This window comes from Caballeronia sp. LZ001 (assembly GCF_031450875.1).
Lineage (GTDB): Bacteria > Pseudomonadota > Gammaproteobacteria > Burkholderiales > Burkholderiaceae > Caballeronia.
Genome location: NZ_JARTVX010000004.1, coordinates 292,836 through 309,707, shown reverse-complemented (window position 1 = coordinate 309,707; position 16,872 = coordinate 292,836). Strand labels below are relative to the sequence as shown.

Sequence of the window (16,872 nt, the reverse complement as noted above, 5' to 3'; positions counted from 1 at the left end):
AGGCGTTTTTCGACAACCGATAAGAATCACACGCTGCGCTTGCGGATCATGCCCCACACGACGAGCAAGATGATTGCGCCGATCACGGAGGCGATCCATCCGGCGGGCTGCCCGGGCTGATACCAGCCGAGCGCGCGTCCCACATAGCCCGCCACCAGCGAACCGACGACCCCCAGCACGATGGTCATGATCCAGCCCATGCTGTCATCGCCTGGTTTGACGGCGCGCGCAATGAGCCCGATAACCAGTCCGACGATCAAAGTCCCGATGAATGCAAACATGCGGTAGCTCCTTCTGAATTGCTGCTCGTTGGCTGAGATTGCTCCGGACGCATTCCGGCACGTCCAAAGTAGCACGCGACAATGCGTTTGGATATGACACGCCGCGCGACTTGGCCGGGATTGGCCATTCGGCCAGTCTCCTTAGCACGTGGGATGCCACGTCATCTCACGCGGTAAAATCCGTGTTCTGCATCACTTTGCCTGCACGGCGCCGCCATGACCGATTCCGATTTCCCCGCAACCGACGACCCGATTCACGAAGACCGCCTCTGGCGCGACGACGGCTGGACCGCTCGCGTCATGAAGAACGAAGACGACGATGGCTGGGCCGTCGCGATGATCCAGGCGGGCGAGGCCGAGCCCGCGCTCGTCGGCCCGTGGACCATGGGCCGCGACAAGAAGAACCCGAAGCCGCTGGACGCGAACGCTTTTCGCACGCTGGTCAAGACGGCGTCGGAGGTATTGCGCCGTCACGAGCAGCAGCGGCATGCCATGCTGCACAAGAACGTTTCCATCGACGTACGTGGCGAAGACGTTACCGTCACGCTTGAAATCGTCCCCGACGATGACGACCCCTACGCCAACCTGAAGGCCTTCGATGCATTTGGCACGCAGCTCGCGCACGTGCGCGTGTCGCCTGCGTTCAAGCTGAGCAAGACAAGCGCCGAACGCTGGGCCGAGAACGACTACGCGGCGCCGCATTGAGCGGCGCTCGAAAAGCGCCAGCGCAATAAAAAAGCCGTCGCATTTGCGACGGCTTGCAGACAACGAGCAGCGAGTCACCGACCCGCAGCTTATTTCACGACGAACTCGATACGACGGTTGGCGAAACGACCGCTTGCGGTGGCGTTATCGGCGATAGGGTTTGCGTCGCCGTAGCCGTTCGACGTGAGGGAATTCGAAGGCACGCCGGCTTTCATCAAATAGCCGCGCACGGCTTGAGCGCGTTCCCTCGACATTTCCAGTTTGGCTGACGGAACACCTGTTGCGTCCGAGTATCCCGCGACTTCGAGTTTGACCATCGAACCCTTGGCCGCGCAGTCTTTCAGCAACGCGGCAGTCTGATCCAGCGTGGCATACGCGTCTTGCGGCACGGTTGCGCTGGAGCGTCCGAAGTTGACCACCTGCAGATCGAGCACCTTCGAGAGCTTGTCGCCGGAACAGGAATCTTCTGCGGCGAGCAGTGTCTTCATGGCGCTGCGGAACGATTGCGTGGCATTGGCGACCGCGCTGTCCACGTTGAACGAGGTGACCTGAAACATGTCGCCGAAGGTGGTTTTCAAGCGATCCATCCAGCCGAATTTCGCTTCGGCGGCCGTGCCGCTCAGTTCAACCTTCGAACCCGCGATTTTCGCTTCCGCGCCCGGCACGGCCATTAGCGGCAAGAGATCCGTCACGTGCGAAAGCCACGTGGCGGGACGCGCTTGTGCATCGACGGAAACGTTGGCGCTGTAGTTCTTGCCAAAGTGCTGTTCGAGTGCATCGATCAGACGTTGCTTCTCGGCGTCCGTGGCAACGGTTGCCTCGATCGAAGGAACGCCCGCAGAACTCACGTGAAACAGCAAGCTGGCGTCTTTAGACTTCGCCGGTGCTGCATCGGGTACGGAAGCCGCCGCGATGCCGCTTGCGGCATCGACCGAGGAAGCTATCGCCGTTGCGGATGCCGTGTCCGTGCGCAGCGTGTCTGAACCATTGACTTGTGTATCGACCGAAGATGCAGCCGGTGTGACCTGCGTGACGGGTGATGCAGCGGTCGACGCTCTTAGGTCGAACTTGTCGCCGTTCGTAAAGCCACGATAGTACACCGCCGCGAGAATCGCGGCGAGCATGGCAAACAGGAGCCAAATCCATTTGTGCGACTTTTTCGGCGCGGGCTTGCGCACGGGTGCTCGCATTTGGGTCGTTGCGGCCGCGAAAGCGGGGGCGGGAGTGGAAGCAGGCGCAGGCGTGGGCGTGGGTGCGGGCGCGGGTGCGGGTGCGATAGGCGCAATGGCTCGCGGCGCCGGTGGCGTTGCCGTCGCAATGGCCGCCGTTGCTGGAATGGTTGCAATAGCGGGCTCAAGTGCCGGTTCCAGCGTCGCACCGACGGCATCCAGACGGCCCGCGATATTGCTGGCAAAACCTTCCGTGTTGCCAAGACCAATGGCGGCCGCGATTCCGTTCGAAAGCGTTGCGCGGATTTCGGCTACCTGATCGCGCAACAGCGCGGGCAACGCATGCACCGAAACCTGCGAGAGCAGGAAGTAATGCTTCAGCACACCGAACAACACGGCGGACAGCATGCCCGAGAGGGCCGATGTCGCTTGTGCCGGCACGCCGGTCTCAATGGAAGCCGCATCTGTCAGAGCGTCGATGCGTTGTCCCGTCGCGCGCGCGGCCATCAAATGTCCGCTTGCTTCGAGGTGTTTGAGGCCGCTCGTCGTGGTTATCACGTTGCTCAACTGATCCGCGATAAAAGCGTTCGCGTCCGGCGACATGACGACCGTGTACAGCGCGTTCGCGCCATCAGCAAAAGCCGAACGTTCCATGAGAGATGCAACGAGACCAGGCACTGCGCGTGCGGTCAGCTGCTGAACGATTTGCGCAGGGATACCGAATTTCTGCGATAGCTGTTCCGCGATTTGGTCCGTAATCGCGGACCTGACTGCCTGGACCAGATTGATGCTCATCGACTGTCTATCCTATATGCTGTAGCGCCAGATGAAGGCGCATTGACGCGACGCATTTTATATGCGCAGCTATCCTAAAATATTTTCGAGATAACTTATTTACAGAAACCGTTACGTTCGTGTCACGGTTGAGCGGGCATGAGCTCGAATCAGCGTGCCCGAAGGGAAGAATCCGAGAAAAAGCGGGCCACGCGTTTGGCGGCGATTCCGAGCCATGATGCTTCGGATGGCATGGGTTCGTGCTGATGCACGTTCGATGCGAGGATGGCGTAGACCGGGTTCGAATGGACGAACGCGCGATACGACGCATCGAGAGGCGAGGTCCACACGCAAGCACGGCATTCGTGCTTCGAGCAGCTACTGCAGGGAGGTTGATCGCGCTTCATGACGGGTCCTTGACTTAACCTGTCGATGATGTTTGATCCTTGCGGGGAACGCGATCGGACGCTTCTGATTGGAGTCTTAAAATAACTCCGAAAGCATGCAAAATAGGATACTTCGCACGTTCGCAATCACATCAAGGAGACAGACGATGCATTACCTGATGATCTACGAACTCAGCGCCGACTATCTCGAGCGGCGCGCGGAATTTCGCGATGCGCATCTGAAGCTCGCCTGGCAGGCAGCCGAGCGCGGCGAGATCGTGCTGGCTGGTGCGCTCGATGCGCCCGCCGATCGCGCCATATTGCTGTTTCAGGGCGACTCGCCCGCGGCCGCCGAGGCGTTCGCACGTAACGATCCTTACGTGGTGAACGGTCTCGTCGAACGCTGGCAAGTGCGCAAGTGGAACACCGTGGTGGGCGAGGACGCGGCCACGCCCGTTCGTTAGACGTCGGCGGTTTCTTCCGAAGGCCGGTCGCGGCGTGCGGGCGCGTCGCGGCGCGCGGCGCGATAAAGGCTCGTGAGCGTATCGTCCATTTGCTGGGTGCGCTCGAAGAGGTCCGCGAGCCAGTCGACGAATACCGAGACGCGCGGCGTCGCCTGCCGGCTCTTCAAGAACGCCACCGAGACCCGCAGCGGCGGCGACTTCCATCGCGGCAGCACTTCCACCAGTTGCCCCGAGCGCAGATACGGCTGCGCGGCGATCCGCAACGGCTGTATCAGTCCGAGCCCTTCTATGCCGCACGCGAGATACGCGTGTTCATCGGCGACCTGGACGAAGCCGCGCATCTTCATGGTGACGGCTTCACCGTCCACGTCGAAATCGAAATCGGCGGGGCGGCCATTCTTGCTCGACACGCAGTTCACCGCGACGTGCTGCGCGAGTGAATCGACCGATGCGGGCATGCCGTGCTTTTCCAGATACGCGGGACTCGCGCAAGTCACTTGTTCGAGCACGCCAAGCCGCCGCGCGATGAGCCCCGAGTCAGGCAATTCGCCAAGCTGCACGCTGCAATCGACGCCTTCGCCGACCAGATCGACATTACGCATGCCGATGCCGATCGACAGTTCGATCTGCGGATAACGCGCATGAAACTCCGGCAACGCGGGCACGACGATGGACGTCGCGACGGTGTCCGGCATCTCCACGCGCAACCGTCCGCGCAGACGTTCCTCGCCCGCGCCGAAGCCGGATTCGAGTTCGTCGATATCCGCGAGAATCTGCGCGCAACGTTCGTAATAAGCGGCGCCGTCGACCGTGAGGTTCAGGCGGCGCGTGGTGCGGGCGAGCAATTGCACGCCGATCAATGCTTCGAGTTGTTGCACAGTCGTCGAGACGCTTGCACGCGGCATGCCGAGCGATTCGGCAGCGCGCGTGAAGCTGTTCGTATCGACGACACGCGTAAAGACACGCATGGCATGGACGCGATCGATCACGTTGAGTTTTCCTTATTCCGACGATGGAAAGGCGATGCGCGCCACTACACACCGCCGCTTGACCGGGCAGGCGAAGCGGCGGGAAACAAGGCACATCGGCGATGATCACATCGTAAGGATTCGAAACCCTTGCGTGAATACACAAAACTGGACGATTCTTGCCCGATTCTTCCCGCGCCCGTGTGAAGGCGTAATCAAAGCGTCGGCATTTCGCCGCGCAGACGGCCCGAGAGTCCCGACATATCCGCGCCCGACGGCGCTTGGTAGAGCCGCAATCCCATCTCCGGAAGAATGGACAGCAGATGGTCGAAGACATCGCCCTGAATGCGCTCGTACTGCGTCCAGGCGGTCGTCGCGGTGAAGCAGTAGACCTCCACCGGAATGCCCTGCGATTCGGGCTCCATCATGCGCACCATGATCGTCATGTCCTGCCGGATCTCGGGATGCCGCTGCAAGTAAGCCAGCGCGTAGGCGCGAAACGTGCCGATGTTCGTGAGCCTGCGCCGGTTCGCGGGTTCGTTGGCGAGTTCGCCGAGATTGCGGTTGGCCTGTTCGACTTCCGTTTGTTTTTGCTGCAGATAATCGTGCAGCAGGCGAAAGCGCATGAGACGGTCGGTTTCGTCGTCGCTTAGAAAGCGCACGCATTGCGCGTCGATACGCATGGTCCGCTTGATGCGCCGCCCGCCCGATTCGAACATGTGCCGATAATTGCGATAGCTCTCCGAAAAGAGCTTGTAGGTCGGCACCGTGGTGACCGTGTTGTCCCAGTTCTGCACCTTGACCGTATGCAACGCGATGTCCTTCACGAAGCCATCGGCGGATGCTTGCGGCATCTCGATCCAGTCGCCTATGCGCAGCATGTCGTTCGACGTGAGCTGAGTGCTCGCGACGAGCGACAGCAGCGTGTCCTTGAACACGAGCAGCAGCACGGCGGACAACGCGCCGAGACCCGAGAGCATCCAGAGCGGCGAACGGTCGATGAGAATGGACAGCACGAGCACGCTGCACACCAGCGCGAGCGCGAGCTTGCCGATCTGGACATAGCCCTTGATGGAGCGCGTCTGCGCTTCCTTGCTCGACGCATAAACGTCCTGCCACGCCGATAACGCGCTGCCCGTCGCGAGGAACACGCACACCCACGCGCCGCTGTGCGCCACGCGCTCGATGACCGTCGCCCAGCGGCCGATATGCGGCACGTCGTCGATACCGAGCGCAATGGTCGCAAACGGCACCGCGTACCACAACCGGTGATAGGCGCGCCGGCGGATGAACGCCTGATCCCACGCGGTGTGTCCGGCCAGCACGAGCAGCCGGTGCGCGATCACGAGCACGATGCGCGCGACCACCCACTGCACGAAGAGCGCGACGAGCGCCAGCATGACGATGCCGAAGACCAGTTGCGCCCACGGATGCGTGGGCAAATGCTGTTGCAACTGGTCGGGCAGAAAATCGAGATTCATGGCTTCCACGAAAGGGCGAATGCAAGGCGCCCCGTATTGTGCATGAACGCGCACCATTTCCGCGCGCACGGTTTGCTCGATGACCGTCTTATCGAAAACCCGCGTTCGATGAAAATGAATTTTTTTCGGCGATTGTTTTGGGTAAATATACTTTCATTGCATTTGCTTACAGCGGGAGTTGTTCCAGCGCCCATGTCACGCTTACCAGCGGTCCATCCGTCGACGGATGCCGACGATCTGATCTCCGCGCGCATCGCGGCGGCCATGCCGGGCCTGACGCCGATCCATCAGCGCATGGGCGCGTTCGTGCTCGCCAACCTGTTTCGCTCGGCCACCATGCGGATCGACGAACTGGCGGAAGCGGTCGGGGCATCGGTTGCCACGGCGAACCGCTTTGCGCGCGCGCTCGGTTTTTCCGGCTATCCCGCGTTTCGCGAGGCGCTGGTGCGCGGCTTCGAAGCGACCATCGCGCCGGTCGAACGATTGCGCTCCGCGCTGGAATCGCCCGCGAGCGGCGCGGACGTCTTCGATGCCTCGCTCGCGCAGGCGTCGGCGAACCTGCGTCTTGCCCAGACTTCCGTCGATGCCGCGAAGGCCGTCGCCGTCGTCGAAGCCATTCTCGCGGCGCGCCAGGTCTTCGTGCTCGGTTACGGCGCGAGCGCGTTCCTCGCCGGTCTCATGGAGCATGGCCTCACGCCTTATTGCGCGAACGTGCAGTCGCTCGCGCTGACGGGCGGGCCATCGCATGCGGCGCGGCGTCTGTTCACGGCATCGCGCGAGGATTTGCTCGTTGCCATCGCCTTCCCGCGCTATGTCGACGACACCATCACGCTTGCGCGGCAAGCGCGCGACCATGGCGTGCGCGTGGTTGCGCTCACCGACAGCATCGCGTCGCCGCTCGCGCGTATCGCGGATCTCGTGCTGACCATCGGCGCGGAACGGCGGCTCGCCGCCAATTGCGACACCGCCGTGCTTGCCGTCATCGAAGCCTTGTGCGACGCCGTTGCGCATCGCGCGAAGCGTTCGGTCGAGGCGGCATCCGGATTGACCGAATTCGTGCTGCCGTGGCTCGTCGCACCTTCTATCCTCAAGAGTGCGTCCGGCGTGCAAACACCGCGCCGCCGGCAGACTCGACATCCCCACACGGAGCCGCGCGAATCATGAACGCCATTCCGGTCATTGCCATTCACGGCGGCGCCGGCACGATCGTACGCGCCGCGCTCAAGAGCGACGCCGAAGCGCGCTATCACGCGGCGCTCGCGGAGATTCTGCGCGCGGTTGAACGCCTGCTCGCCGATGGCGGCAGCGCACTCGACGCCGTCACCGAAGCCGTGCGTCTGCTCGAAAATTGTCCGCTCTTCAATGCAGGTCACGGTGCGGTCTTCACGTCCGCGGGCACGCACGAACTCGATGCATCCATCATGGACGGCGCGACGCTCGAAGCAGGCGCCGTCTCGTGCGTGACGCGCTTGAAGAACCCGGTGCTCGCCGCGCGCCGCGTGCTCGACGTGAGCGAACACGTGATGTTTACGGCGGCCGGCGCAGAAGCGTTCGCGGCGGCGCAAGGACTCGAATTCGTCGAGCCGTCGTACTTTCATACCGATGCGCGCTACGAGCAATGGCAGAAGGCGCGTGGCGCATCCGGCACGATGCTCGATCACGACGCCGCGACGCTCGCCGCGGGCGAAGACGATCCGCTCGATCCCGCGAAGAAGTTCGGCACGGTCGGCGCGGTGGCGCTCGACGCGCACGGTCATCTCGCGGCCGCGACATCGACGGGCGGCATGACCAACAAGCAGATCGGCCGCGTCGGCGATGCTCCGTTGATCGGCGCGGGCTGCTACGCGAACGATGCGACCTGTGCGGTCTCGACCACGGGCACGGGCGAGATGTTCATGCGCATGCTGGCTGCCTACGACGTGGCGGCGCAGATGGAATATCGCGGGCTGCCGCTCGAAGTCGCCGCGCGCGAGGTCGTGATGAACAAGCTGCCGCGTATCGATGGACGCGGCGGACTCATCGCCGTCGATGCAAAGGGCAATGTCACGCTGCCGTTCAATACCGAAGGGATGTATCGCGGATTCGCGCGCGTGGGCGAGCAACCCTTCACGGCGATCTACCGCACATGACGACGTTACCCGACGCACGCGTCATCGACGTACGCGATCTCTCCGTCACTTTCCGCTCGCGCTCGCGCACGGTCGAAGCGGTGCGCAACATGTCTTTTGCCGTCGATCGTGGCGAGACGCTCGCCATTGTCGGCGAATCGGGATCGGGCAAGTCGGTGACGTCGCTTGCGCTCATGCGTCTCGTCGAACACGGCGGCGGCGCGGTGACGGCAGGCAGCATGGCGTTCCGGCGACGCAGCGGGCAAGTGCTCGATCTGGCGCAAGCCTCGTCCGCCACGATGCGCGGCGTGCGCGGCGCCGATATCGCGATGATCTTCCAGGAGCCGATGACCTCGCTCAATCCGGTGTTCACGGTGGGCGATCAAATCGCGGAAGCCATCGCGCTGCATCAGGGCAAGAACCGCGCGGAGGCGAAGAACGAAGTGCTGCGTCTGCTCGATCTCGTGCGCATTCCCGAGGCGCGCCGCGTGTTCGGGCGCTATCCGCATCAGTTGTCGGGCGGTATGCGGCAGCGCGTGATGATCGCCATGGCGCTTTCGTGCCGGCCCGCGCTGCTCATTGCCGACGAACCGACCACCGCGCTCGACGTGACCATTCAGGCGCAGATCCTGCAACTCGTGCGCGGCCTGCAGGACGAGATGAACATGGCCGTGATCTTCATCACGCACGACATGGGCGTGGTCGCGGAAGTGGCGGATCGCGTGCTGGTGATGTATCGCGGCGAGAAGGTGGAGGAAGCCGAATCCGACGCGCTGTTCGCGCGTCCGCGGCATCCGTACACGAAGGCGCTGCTCGCCGCCGTGCCGACGCTCGGCGCGATGCAGGGCACCGATCGCCCCGCCAAGTTTCCGATTCTCGAAGTGGAGCCTGCCGAACTCGCCCCCGACGATGCCAGCGCGCTGCGGCCATCCGCGGCGGTCGAAAGAGAGACGCAGCCCGCCATCGACGAAACCGCGCGGCCAATTTTGCGCGTGCGCGATCTGGTCACGCGCTTTCCGGTGAAGACCGGCATCTTCGGACGCACGACGGCGGCGGTGCATGCGGTCGAGCGCGTGAGTTTCGATCTGCGTCCGGGCGAGACGCTTGCGCTCGTCGGCGAATCGGGCTGCGGCAAGTCGACCACGGGGCGCTCGCTCTTGCGGCTCGTCGAAAGCCAGAGCGGTTCCATCGAATTCGACGGACGCGACATCAGCGCGCTGAAAGGCCCCGAACTTCAGGCGCTGCGCCGCAATATCCAGTTCATCTTTCAAGACCCGTTCGCCTCGCTGAATCCACGTTTGACCGTGGGCTTTTCCGTGATGGAACCGCTCCTCGTCCACAACGTCGCAAGCGGACGGGAAGCGCAACAACGCGTGGATTGGCTGCTCGAAAAAGTCGGCTTGCCGTCCGAAGCCGCGCAGCGTTATCCGCATGAATTCTCGGGCGGGCAACGTCAACGGATCGCCATTGCGCGTGCGCTTGCATTGAACCCGAAAGTCGTGATCGCCGATGAATCCGTCTCCGCGCTCGATGTCTCCGTGCGCGCGCAGATCGTCAATCTCATGCTCGATCTGCAGCGCGAACTCGGCGTCGCGTATCTCTTCATCTCGCACGACATGGCGGTGGTCGAGCGCGTGAGTCATCGCGTGGCGGTGATGTATCTCGGGCAGATCGTCGAGATCGGGCCGCGCGCGGCGGTGTTCGAAGCGCCGCGTCATCCGTACACGAGAAAGCTGATGAGCGCGGTGCCGGTGGCCGATCCCGCGCGCCGTCACGCCAAACGCATGCTCGCCGCCGACGAAATACCGAGCCCAATCCGCAAACTCGGCGACGAACCCGTGGTGGCGAAACTCGTTGCGGTCGGCCCGGACCATTATGTCGCCGAGCATCATGTCGGCGGCGCTTATTAAGCGCTAGTCAAGATCAGTCAAGTCAAAGGAGTCTAACGATGCCGTCAACGAAATCCAGCTCCATGCGCGCGCTTTTAGCCGCGAGCGCATGCGTATTCAGCGCGCTTGCCGCCGCGCCCGCGTTCGCCCAGAGCACCGCCGTGATGGCGGTGGCCTCGACCTTCACGACGATGAACCCCTACGATGCCAACGACACGCTCTCGCAAGCGGTCGCCAAGTCGTTCTATCAAGGGCTCTTCGGCTTCGACAAGGACATGAAGATTCAGCCCGTGCTCGCGACGAGCTACGAAGCGAGTCCGGACGCGAAGGTCTACACGGTCAAGCTGCGGCAGGGCGTGAAGTTTCAGGACGGCACCGACTTCAACGCCGAAGCCGTGAAGACGACCTTCGATTGGGTCACGGACCCGAACAACAAGCTCAAGCGCTACGGTCTTTTCAACAAGATAGAGAAGACCGAAGTGATCGATCCGTACACGGTGAAGATCACGCTCAAGATGCCGTTTTCCGCGTTCATCAACGTGCTCGCGCATCCGGCGGGCGTGATGATTTCGCCGACCGCGTTGAAGCAATACGGCAAGGACATCGCGTTTCATCCGGTCGGCACGGGACCGTTCGAGTTTGTCGAATGGAAGCAGACCGACGACCTGAAGGTGAAGAAGTTCGCGGGCTACTGGAAGAAGGGCTATCCGAAGATCGACATGATCGACTGGAAGCCGGTGGTCGATAACAACACGCGCGCCGCGCTCATGCAAACGGGCGAAGCGGACTTCGCGTTTTCGATTCCGTTCGAGCAGGCCGCGACGCTCAAGGCGAGCCCGAAGGTCGATCTGATCGCGGCGCCTTCCATCATTCAGCGCTACGTGAGCATGAACACGTCGCAGAAGCCTTTCGATAATCCGAAGGTGCGTCAGGCGCTCAACTATGCGATCAACAAGGACGCGCTCGTGAAGGTCGCGTTTGCCGGTTACGCGGTGCCGTCCGAAGGCGTGGCGCCGCCGGGCGTGGACTTCTCCACCAAGCTCGGGCCGTGGAAATACGATCCGGCCAAGGCGCGCGAGCTGCTGAAGGAAGCGGGTTATCCGAACGGTTTCGAGACCGTGTTGTGGTCGGGCTATAACCACACGACGGCGCAGAAGATCATCCAGTTCGTGCAGCAGCAGCTGGCGCAAGTGGGCGTGAAGACCACGATCGAAGCGCTCGAAGCCGGCCAGCGCGTGCAGCGCGTGGAAAGCGCGCCGGAGCCGGCCACCGCGCCGGTGCGCATGTACTACGTCGGCTGGTCGTCGTCGACGGGCGAAGCGGACTGGGCCATCTCGCCCTTGCTCGCGAGTTCGTCGTTTCCGCCGAAGCTCTTCAACACGGCCTATTACAAGAACGATACCGTCGATTCCGATCTGCAAAAGGCGCTCACCACGACCGACCGCAAGGAGAAGACGCAGCTTTACGCCGACGCGCAAAAGCGCATCTGGGACGACGCCCCGTGGATCTTCCTCGTCACGGAGAAAGTGGTGTATGCGCGCAGCAAGCGTCTGACGGGCGCTTACGTCATGCCCGACGGCTCGTTCAATTTCGACGACATCGCGATCAAGTAAAGCGCCTCGACGATGCTTACCTTCCTCGCCAAACGCCTCTTCGGGCTCTTGCCGACGCTCTTCATCGTCGCGGTGCTGGTGTTTCTGTTCGTGCACATGTTGCCGGGCGATCCCGCGCGTTTGGCCGCCGGACCCGAAGCGGATCAGGCGACGGTTGCGCTCGTGCGGGCCGATCTCGGTCTCGACAAGCCCTTGCCGCAGCAATTCGCGAGCTTCTTCGGCAAGATCGTGCACTTCGACTTCGGCATGTCCACGCGCAGCAAGCGGCCGGTGAGTACGGAGATCGGCGAGCGCTTCATGCCGACGCTCTGGCTCACGCTCGCGAGCATGGCGTGGGCCGTGGCGTTCGGCATGGCGATAGGCATCGTCTCGGCGGTCTGGCGCAACCAGTGGCCGGACCGGCTCGGCATGACCATCGCGGTATCGGGCATCTCGTTTCCCGCCTTCGCGCTCGGCATGTTGCTGATGGAAATCTTTTCGGTGAAGCTCGGCTGGCTGCCTATCGTCGGCGATGGCTCGTGGCAGAGCTACGTGCTGCCGTCGCTCACGCTCGGCGCGGCCGTGGCCGCCGTGATGGCGCGCTTCACGCGCGCGTCGTTCGTCGAAGTGCTCGGCGAGGACTTCGTGCGCACCGCGCGCGCGAAGGGCGTGCACGAGCCGATGGTTATCGTCAAACACTGCCTGCGTAACGCGATGATCCCCGTCGTCACCATGATGGGCCTGCAGTTCGGCTTCCTGCTGGGCGGCTCGATCGTGGTCGAGAAAGTGTTCAACTGGCCGGGGCTCGGGCGCCTGCTCGTCGATGCCGTCGAGATGCGCGACTATCCCGTGATCCAGGCCGAAGTGCTGCTGTTTTCGCTGGAATTCATCGTCATCAATCTGGTGGTCGATGTCCTCTACGCGGTCATCAACCCGACCATTCGTTTCAAGTGAGGACCGCATGAGTGTGACAGCCACAGAGGCCAAGGTCGCGGTCGCGCCGCAACAGGACATCCGCACGCCGTGGACGGAGTTCTGGCGCAAGCTCAAGCGTCAGCCCGTGGCGCTCGCGGCGGCCGTGTTCGTCGTGCTTCTGATCCTGATCGCGGTGATCGCGCCGTATATCGCGCCTTACGACGCGGAAAATTACTTCGATTACGACGCGCTCAACGCGGGGCCTTCGGCAGCGCACTGGTTCGGTGTCGACTCGCTCGGCCGCGACATTTTGAGCCGCATTCTCGTCGGCAGCCGCATTTCGCTCTCGGCGGGCTTGCTGTCGGTCGTGATCGGCGCGGTGATCGGCACGTTCTTCGGGCTGCTCGCGGGCTACTACGAAGGCTGGTGGGACCGCATCGTCATGCGTATTTCGGACGTGCTGTTCGCGTTCCCCGGCATTCTGCTCGCCATCGGCGTGGTGGCCATTCTCGGTAACGGCATGATCAACGTGATCTGCGCGGTGGCTATCTTCAGCATTCCCGCGTTCGCGCGGCTCGTGCGCGGCAACACGCTCGCGCTCAAGCACCTGACGTATATCGAGGCGGCGCGCAGCATAGGCGCGTCGGACTGGACCATCATCATGCGGCACATTCTGCCGGGGACCATTTCCTCGGTCGTCGTGTATTTCACCATGCGTATCGGCACGTCGATCATCACGGCGGCGAGTCTCTCGTTTCTCGGCCTTGGCGCGCAGCCGCCGACGCCCGAGTGGGGTGCGATGCTCAACGAAGCCCGCGCCGACATGGCGATGGCACCGCATGTCGCCATCTTCCCGAGCCTCGCCATCTTTCTGACGGTGCTTGCGTTCAATTTGCTCGGCGACGGTCTGCGCGACGCGCTCGATCCCAAGCTCGACCGGCCGTGAAGCCGCCGCATATCGGCGTGCTCGACGCGGGCGCGCGCAACAGCATCGCGGACGTGCGGGGCGTGAGCGTTGGCCATTACACCCTCGCCGATGGCGCGATTCAAACCGGCGTGACGGTGGTGCGCGCGCATGACGGCGATGCGTATCGCAACAAGACGCCAGCGGCGGCATGCGTCATCAACGGCTTCGGCAAGAGCGTCGGGCTCGTGCAGATCGATGAACTCGGCGTGATCGAAACGCCTGTCGCGCTCACCAACACCTTCGCGGCGGGCACGGTGGCGAACGCGCAGATACGCGCGGCGCTCGAAGGCAATCCGCGCATTGGCCGCGACTGGCCGAGCGTGAATCCGCTAGTGCTCGAATGCAACGACGGCTTTCTGAACGACATGCAGGCGTTCGCCGTCGAAGAAGCGCATTACCGGCATGCGCTCGCTTCGTGTTCGCCGGACTTCGCGCGCGGCGCCGTGGGCGCGGGACGCGGCATGTCGTGCTTCGACTTGAAGGGCGGGATTGGCACGGCCTCGCGTGTCGTCGATATCGGCGATGAACGCTACACCACGGGCGCGCTCGTGCTCGCCAACTTCGGACGCTTTCCGCAACTCACAATTGCCGGCGATGCCATTGGACGCACGCTGCAAGCGCAGGCGCCACAACGCGAGCAAGGTTCGATCATCATGCTGATCGCCACCGATGCACCGCTCGATGCGCGGCAGCTTCGCCGTCTCGCCATGCGCGCCGCAGCCGGGCTCGCGCGCACCGGTTCGGTCTTCGGTCATGGTAGCGGCGACATTGCGCTGGCGTTTTCGACGGCGTACACCGTGCCTCACGACGCCGAGTTCATCGACTTGCCGCGCTTGCTGCCGGACGCGCGTCTCGACTCGCTGTTTCAATGCGTCGCGGACGCCACCGAACAGGCCATTCTCGACGCGCTCTTCAGCGCCGAAAGCGTCACGGGCCGCGACGGGCATCGTCGCGCGTCGCTCAACGAAGTGTGGAAAAGCCAATGAAAGTGTTGATCTCGGTGGATATCGAAGGCGTCGCGGGCGTGTTTCATCCGGAGCAAACGCGCGCGGGCAACGGCGAATACGAACAGGCGCGCCGCTTCATGACGAACGAAGCGAACGCCGCCGTGCTCGGTGCCTTCGATGGCGGCGCGACCGAAGTCTGGGTCAACGATTCTCACGGCGGCTTTCGTAATCTATTGCCGAACGCGTTCGATCCGCGCGCGCGTCTCGTGCTCGGCAAGCCGCGCACGCTCGGCATGATGGCGGGACTGGAAGCATCGCCGGAACTGGTGTTCATGGTCGGCTATCACGCGCGGGCGCAGAGTCGCGGAATTCTCGCGCATACCATCAACAGCGCTGCATTTGCGCGCGTGATGCTCGACGGAGAAGAGGTTGGCGAGGCCGCGCTCTATGGGCAGCTTGCCGAGGCGCGCGGCGCACGCGTCGCGCTCATCACGGGCGACGACGTGTTCGGCGCGGAGACCTTGCCCGTGTTCCCGGACGCGAACTTCGTTTGCGTGAAGACGGCGCACGGCTATTCGAGCGGCGTTACGGATACGCCAGAAGCCGCGTGCGCATCGATCAGGCGCGCGGCGAAGGAGACTGTCGAGGCCTCGCGTCATTCAAGTTCACGCGCACACCATGCACCGGACTCACGCCGTTGCGAACTGCGCACGCAAAGCTCCGCTTATGCCGATCTCTTCTGTCAGTGGCCGACGCTCGAACGGCTCGATGCCGTCACGCTCGCCTTCGATGCGCCCGGCATCGAACAGGTCGTACGCACACTCAATTGCCTTTCGGCAATGTCCTTCATGTTACGGTGAACGGAGGAACTATCGTTAGAATGGAGGTCTTGGCTGATCGGTCATCGGCACGGTACTTTCTTCAACGATTTTTTGCAGGCGCTTTCATGCACGACGTGAAGCTCGAACACAACGACGATGTGACGCTCGATCCCGCCGCTCCGCAACTCGTCATGCGCGGCTCGCTTTTCATCGACGGCCACGAAGCCGGTTGCTGGGAAGAGCGGCGCAATGGCACATGGGCGGCGCGGCTGCCGCACGCCGAGCAGTGGATCGTCGAGACGAGCCGCGCGGCGCTGATCGAGCGGCTTGCCACTGACGCCTGAGCGCATCCCGAGTGCGGACAACCTTTCAATCACATCGATTTTATTTATGTATTTGTCGATCATCGCGGTGGGAATAGGCGGCGGGCTGGGATCGCTGCTTCGTTGGGCGCTCGGTTTGCGCCTCAATGGAATCTTTCCAAACCTGCCGCTCGGCACCTTTGCATCGAATGTGATTGCCGGATACATCATCGGCGTGGCGGTCGCGACCTTTGCGCGCTTGCCGGACATCTCCGTTGAATGGCGTCTCTTCGTCACGACCGGTCTGATGGGCGGCTTGTCCACGTTCTCCACGTTCTCGGCCGAAGTGGTCGCGCATCTTCAGCAAGGGCGGCCCGGCTGGGCGCTCGCGGAGATCGCGCTGCACGTCGGCGCGTCGCTCGCAATGACCGCGCTCGGTATTGCGACGGTGGCCTGGGTCAGCTGATCCACGCACGTTGCCGCAGCGCCGCGTTCCGCATGAACTCCTACTTTTTTCCCGCGTGTCTTCACGCTCTTTCGCCGCTGCTTCGCGCACGCGGCTTGTTTCTTTTGACTGCAATACGAAGGTGATGAGATGGTCGAGTTCGAGTTCGAGTCCCAGTTCCCGAGAGTTGACATCAGACCGTACCAGGCGAGTGACCTCGACGGCGTGATCGATCTGTTCGTGCGCGCCGTTCGTGAAAGCGCGTCCGAGTACTACAGCCCGGCACAAATCGATGCCTGGGCGCAAACCGACCGCGAGGAGTGGCATGCCGCCCGCCTCAGCCGGCCAACCTGGGTGGCATTCACGGACGACGAGCTCGCCGGTTTCGCCGATGTCCACGAAAACGGGCTCATCGACATGATGTTCGTCGAGCCGAGGCATCAGCGCAAAGGCGTGGCCACCGCGCTGCTCGCGTCCATCGAGGAGCATGCCGAGAAAAACGGCATGCGCGTGCTGCACACGTATGCGAGCTTGGGCTCGCAGCCGTTCTTCGAGTATTGCGGCTTCACCATGCTGCTTGCGCGGGCTGTCGAGGTGCGGGGGCAGCGCTTCGCGCAACTCGTGATGGAGAAAGTGCTGTAGCTGTATAGACAAGTCA

At 62.9% G+C, this 16,872-nt stretch carries 18 protein-coding genes; 13 read left to right on the top strand and 5 right to left on the bottom strand.

Annotation, left to right across the window (positions count from 1 at the left end):
• Positions 1 to 26: 26 nt before the first annotated feature.
• Positions 27 to 281, bottom strand: coding sequence for a GlsB/YeaQ/YmgE family stress response membrane protein (locus tag P9292_RS11840; RefSeq protein ID WP_244829354.1), 255 nt, complete (start codon positions 279 to 281; stop codon positions 27 to 29).
• 216 nt (positions 282 to 497) lie between these two features.
• On the opposite strand from P9292_RS11840, the gene P9292_RS11835 reads away from it, so the two are divergent.
• A complete protein-coding gene (locus P9292_RS11835; protein WP_244829355.1) occupies positions 498 to 986 on the top strand; it encodes a hypothetical protein in 489 nt (162 codons plus the stop codon).
• 89 nt (positions 987 to 1,075) lie between these two features.
• Here the strand turns inward: P9292_RS11835 and P9292_RS11830 are convergent, their stop codons facing one another.
• The gene (locus P9292_RS11830) at positions 1,076 to 2,950 is read right to left on the bottom strand and encodes an OmpA family protein (RefSeq protein ID WP_309959071.1); all 1,875 of its coding nucleotides are present in this window, start codon (positions 2,948 to 2,950) and stop codon (positions 1,076 to 1,078) included.
• A 149-nt stretch (positions 2,951 to 3,099) separates the two neighbouring features.
• Complete coding sequence (locus P9292_RS11825) at positions 3,100 to 3,336, bottom strand: hypothetical protein (RefSeq protein ID WP_309959068.1); 237 nt, start codon at positions 3,334 to 3,336, stop codon at positions 3,100 to 3,102.
• A gap of 146 nt (positions 3,337 to 3,482) precedes the next feature.
• Between P9292_RS11825 and P9292_RS11820 the strand changes: the two genes are divergently transcribed.
• A complete protein-coding gene (locus P9292_RS11820) occupies positions 3,483 to 3,779 on the top strand; it encodes a YciI-like protein (RefSeq protein WP_250467363.1) in 297 nt (98 codons plus the stop codon).
• On the opposite strand, the gene P9292_RS11815 is transcribed toward P9292_RS11820, so the two are convergent.
• Positions 3,776 to 4,768: a LysR substrate-binding domain-containing protein gene (locus P9292_RS11815; protein ID WP_309848678.1), complete on the bottom strand. Its 993-nt coding sequence runs from the start codon at positions 4,766 to 4,768 to the stop codon at positions 3,776 to 3,778. The genes P9292_RS11820 and P9292_RS11815 overlap by 4 nt on opposite strands.
• Before the next feature lie 194 nt (positions 4,769 to 4,962).
• Entirely contained in the window at positions 4,963 to 6,228 is a 1,266-nt protein-coding gene (locus tag P9292_RS11810) for a mechanosensitive ion channel family protein (RefSeq protein ID WP_244829360.1), read from the bottom strand.
• 192 nt (positions 6,229 to 6,420) lie between these two features.
• Here P9292_RS11810 and P9292_RS11805 point away from each other — a divergent pair, with 192 nt between their 5' ends.
• The 11 genes from P9292_RS11805 (at position 6,421) to P9292_RS11755 (ending at position 16,856) form a co-directional block, all read left to right on the top strand.
• A complete protein-coding gene (locus P9292_RS11805) occupies positions 6,421 to 7,392 on the top strand; it encodes a MurR/RpiR family transcriptional regulator (RefSeq protein WP_250526854.1) in 972 nt (323 codons plus the stop codon).
• Complete coding sequence (locus P9292_RS11800) at positions 7,389 to 8,357, top strand: isoaspartyl peptidase/L-asparaginase (RefSeq protein ID WP_309959066.1); 969 nt, start codon at positions 7,389 to 7,391, stop codon at positions 8,355 to 8,357. Before P9292_RS11805 ends, P9292_RS11800 begins: the two co-directional genes overlap by 4 nt.
• On the top strand, positions 8,354 to 10,246 hold the full coding sequence (locus P9292_RS11795) for a dipeptide ABC transporter ATP-binding protein (RefSeq protein WP_309959064.1): 1,893 nt from the start codon (positions 8,354 to 8,356) through the stop codon (positions 10,244 to 10,246). Before P9292_RS11800 ends, P9292_RS11795 begins: the two co-directional genes overlap by 4 nt.
• 62 nt (positions 10,247 to 10,308) lie before the next feature.
• Positions 10,309 to 11,838 (top strand): glutathione ABC transporter substrate-binding protein GsiB, encoded by a 1,530-nt coding sequence (gene gsiB / locus P9292_RS11790; RefSeq protein WP_370652206.1) that lies wholly within the window; start codon positions 10,309 to 10,311, stop codon positions 11,836 to 11,838.
• 12 nt (positions 11,839 to 11,850) lie between these two features.
• Positions 11,851 to 12,771, top strand: a complete 921-nt coding sequence (gene gsiC / locus P9292_RS11785) for a glutathione ABC transporter permease GsiC (RefSeq protein WP_244829365.1) — start codon at positions 11,851 to 11,853, stop codon at positions 12,769 to 12,771.
• A 7-nt stretch (positions 12,772 to 12,778) separates the two neighbouring features.
• Entirely contained in the window at positions 12,779 to 13,678 is a 900-nt protein-coding gene (gsiD, locus tag P9292_RS11780) for a glutathione ABC transporter permease GsiD (RefSeq protein WP_250467359.1), read from the top strand.
• A complete protein-coding gene (locus P9292_RS11775) occupies positions 13,675 to 14,685 on the top strand; it encodes a P1 family peptidase (protein ID WP_309959061.1) in 1,011 nt (336 codons plus the stop codon). The genes gsiD and P9292_RS11775 overlap by 4 nt, the downstream gene beginning before the upstream one ends.
• Positions 14,682 to 15,506 carry a M55 family metallopeptidase gene (locus P9292_RS11770; RefSeq protein WP_244829368.1) on the top strand — a complete coding sequence of 275 codons (825 nt, stop codon included), beginning with the start codon at positions 14,682 to 14,684 and terminating at the stop codon, positions 15,504 to 15,506. Before P9292_RS11775 ends, P9292_RS11770 begins: the two co-directional genes overlap by 4 nt.
• 86 nt (positions 15,507 to 15,592) lie before the next feature.
• Complete coding sequence (locus P9292_RS11765; RefSeq protein ID WP_309959058.1) at positions 15,593 to 15,811, top strand: hypothetical protein; 219 nt, start codon at positions 15,593 to 15,595, stop codon at positions 15,809 to 15,811.
• A gap of 46 nt (positions 15,812 to 15,857) precedes the next feature.
• Positions 15,858 to 16,235, top strand: coding sequence for a fluoride efflux transporter CrcB (gene crcB / locus P9292_RS11760; protein ID WP_244829370.1), 378 nt, complete (start codon positions 15,858 to 15,860; stop codon positions 16,233 to 16,235).
• Between the two features lie 129 nt (positions 16,236 to 16,364).
• Positions 16,365 to 16,856 carry a GNAT family N-acetyltransferase gene (locus tag P9292_RS11755; protein ID WP_250493572.1) on the top strand — a complete coding sequence of 164 codons (492 nt, stop codon included), beginning with the start codon at positions 16,365 to 16,367 and terminating at the stop codon, positions 16,854 to 16,856.
• Positions 16,857 to 16,872: the final 16 nt, after the last annotated feature.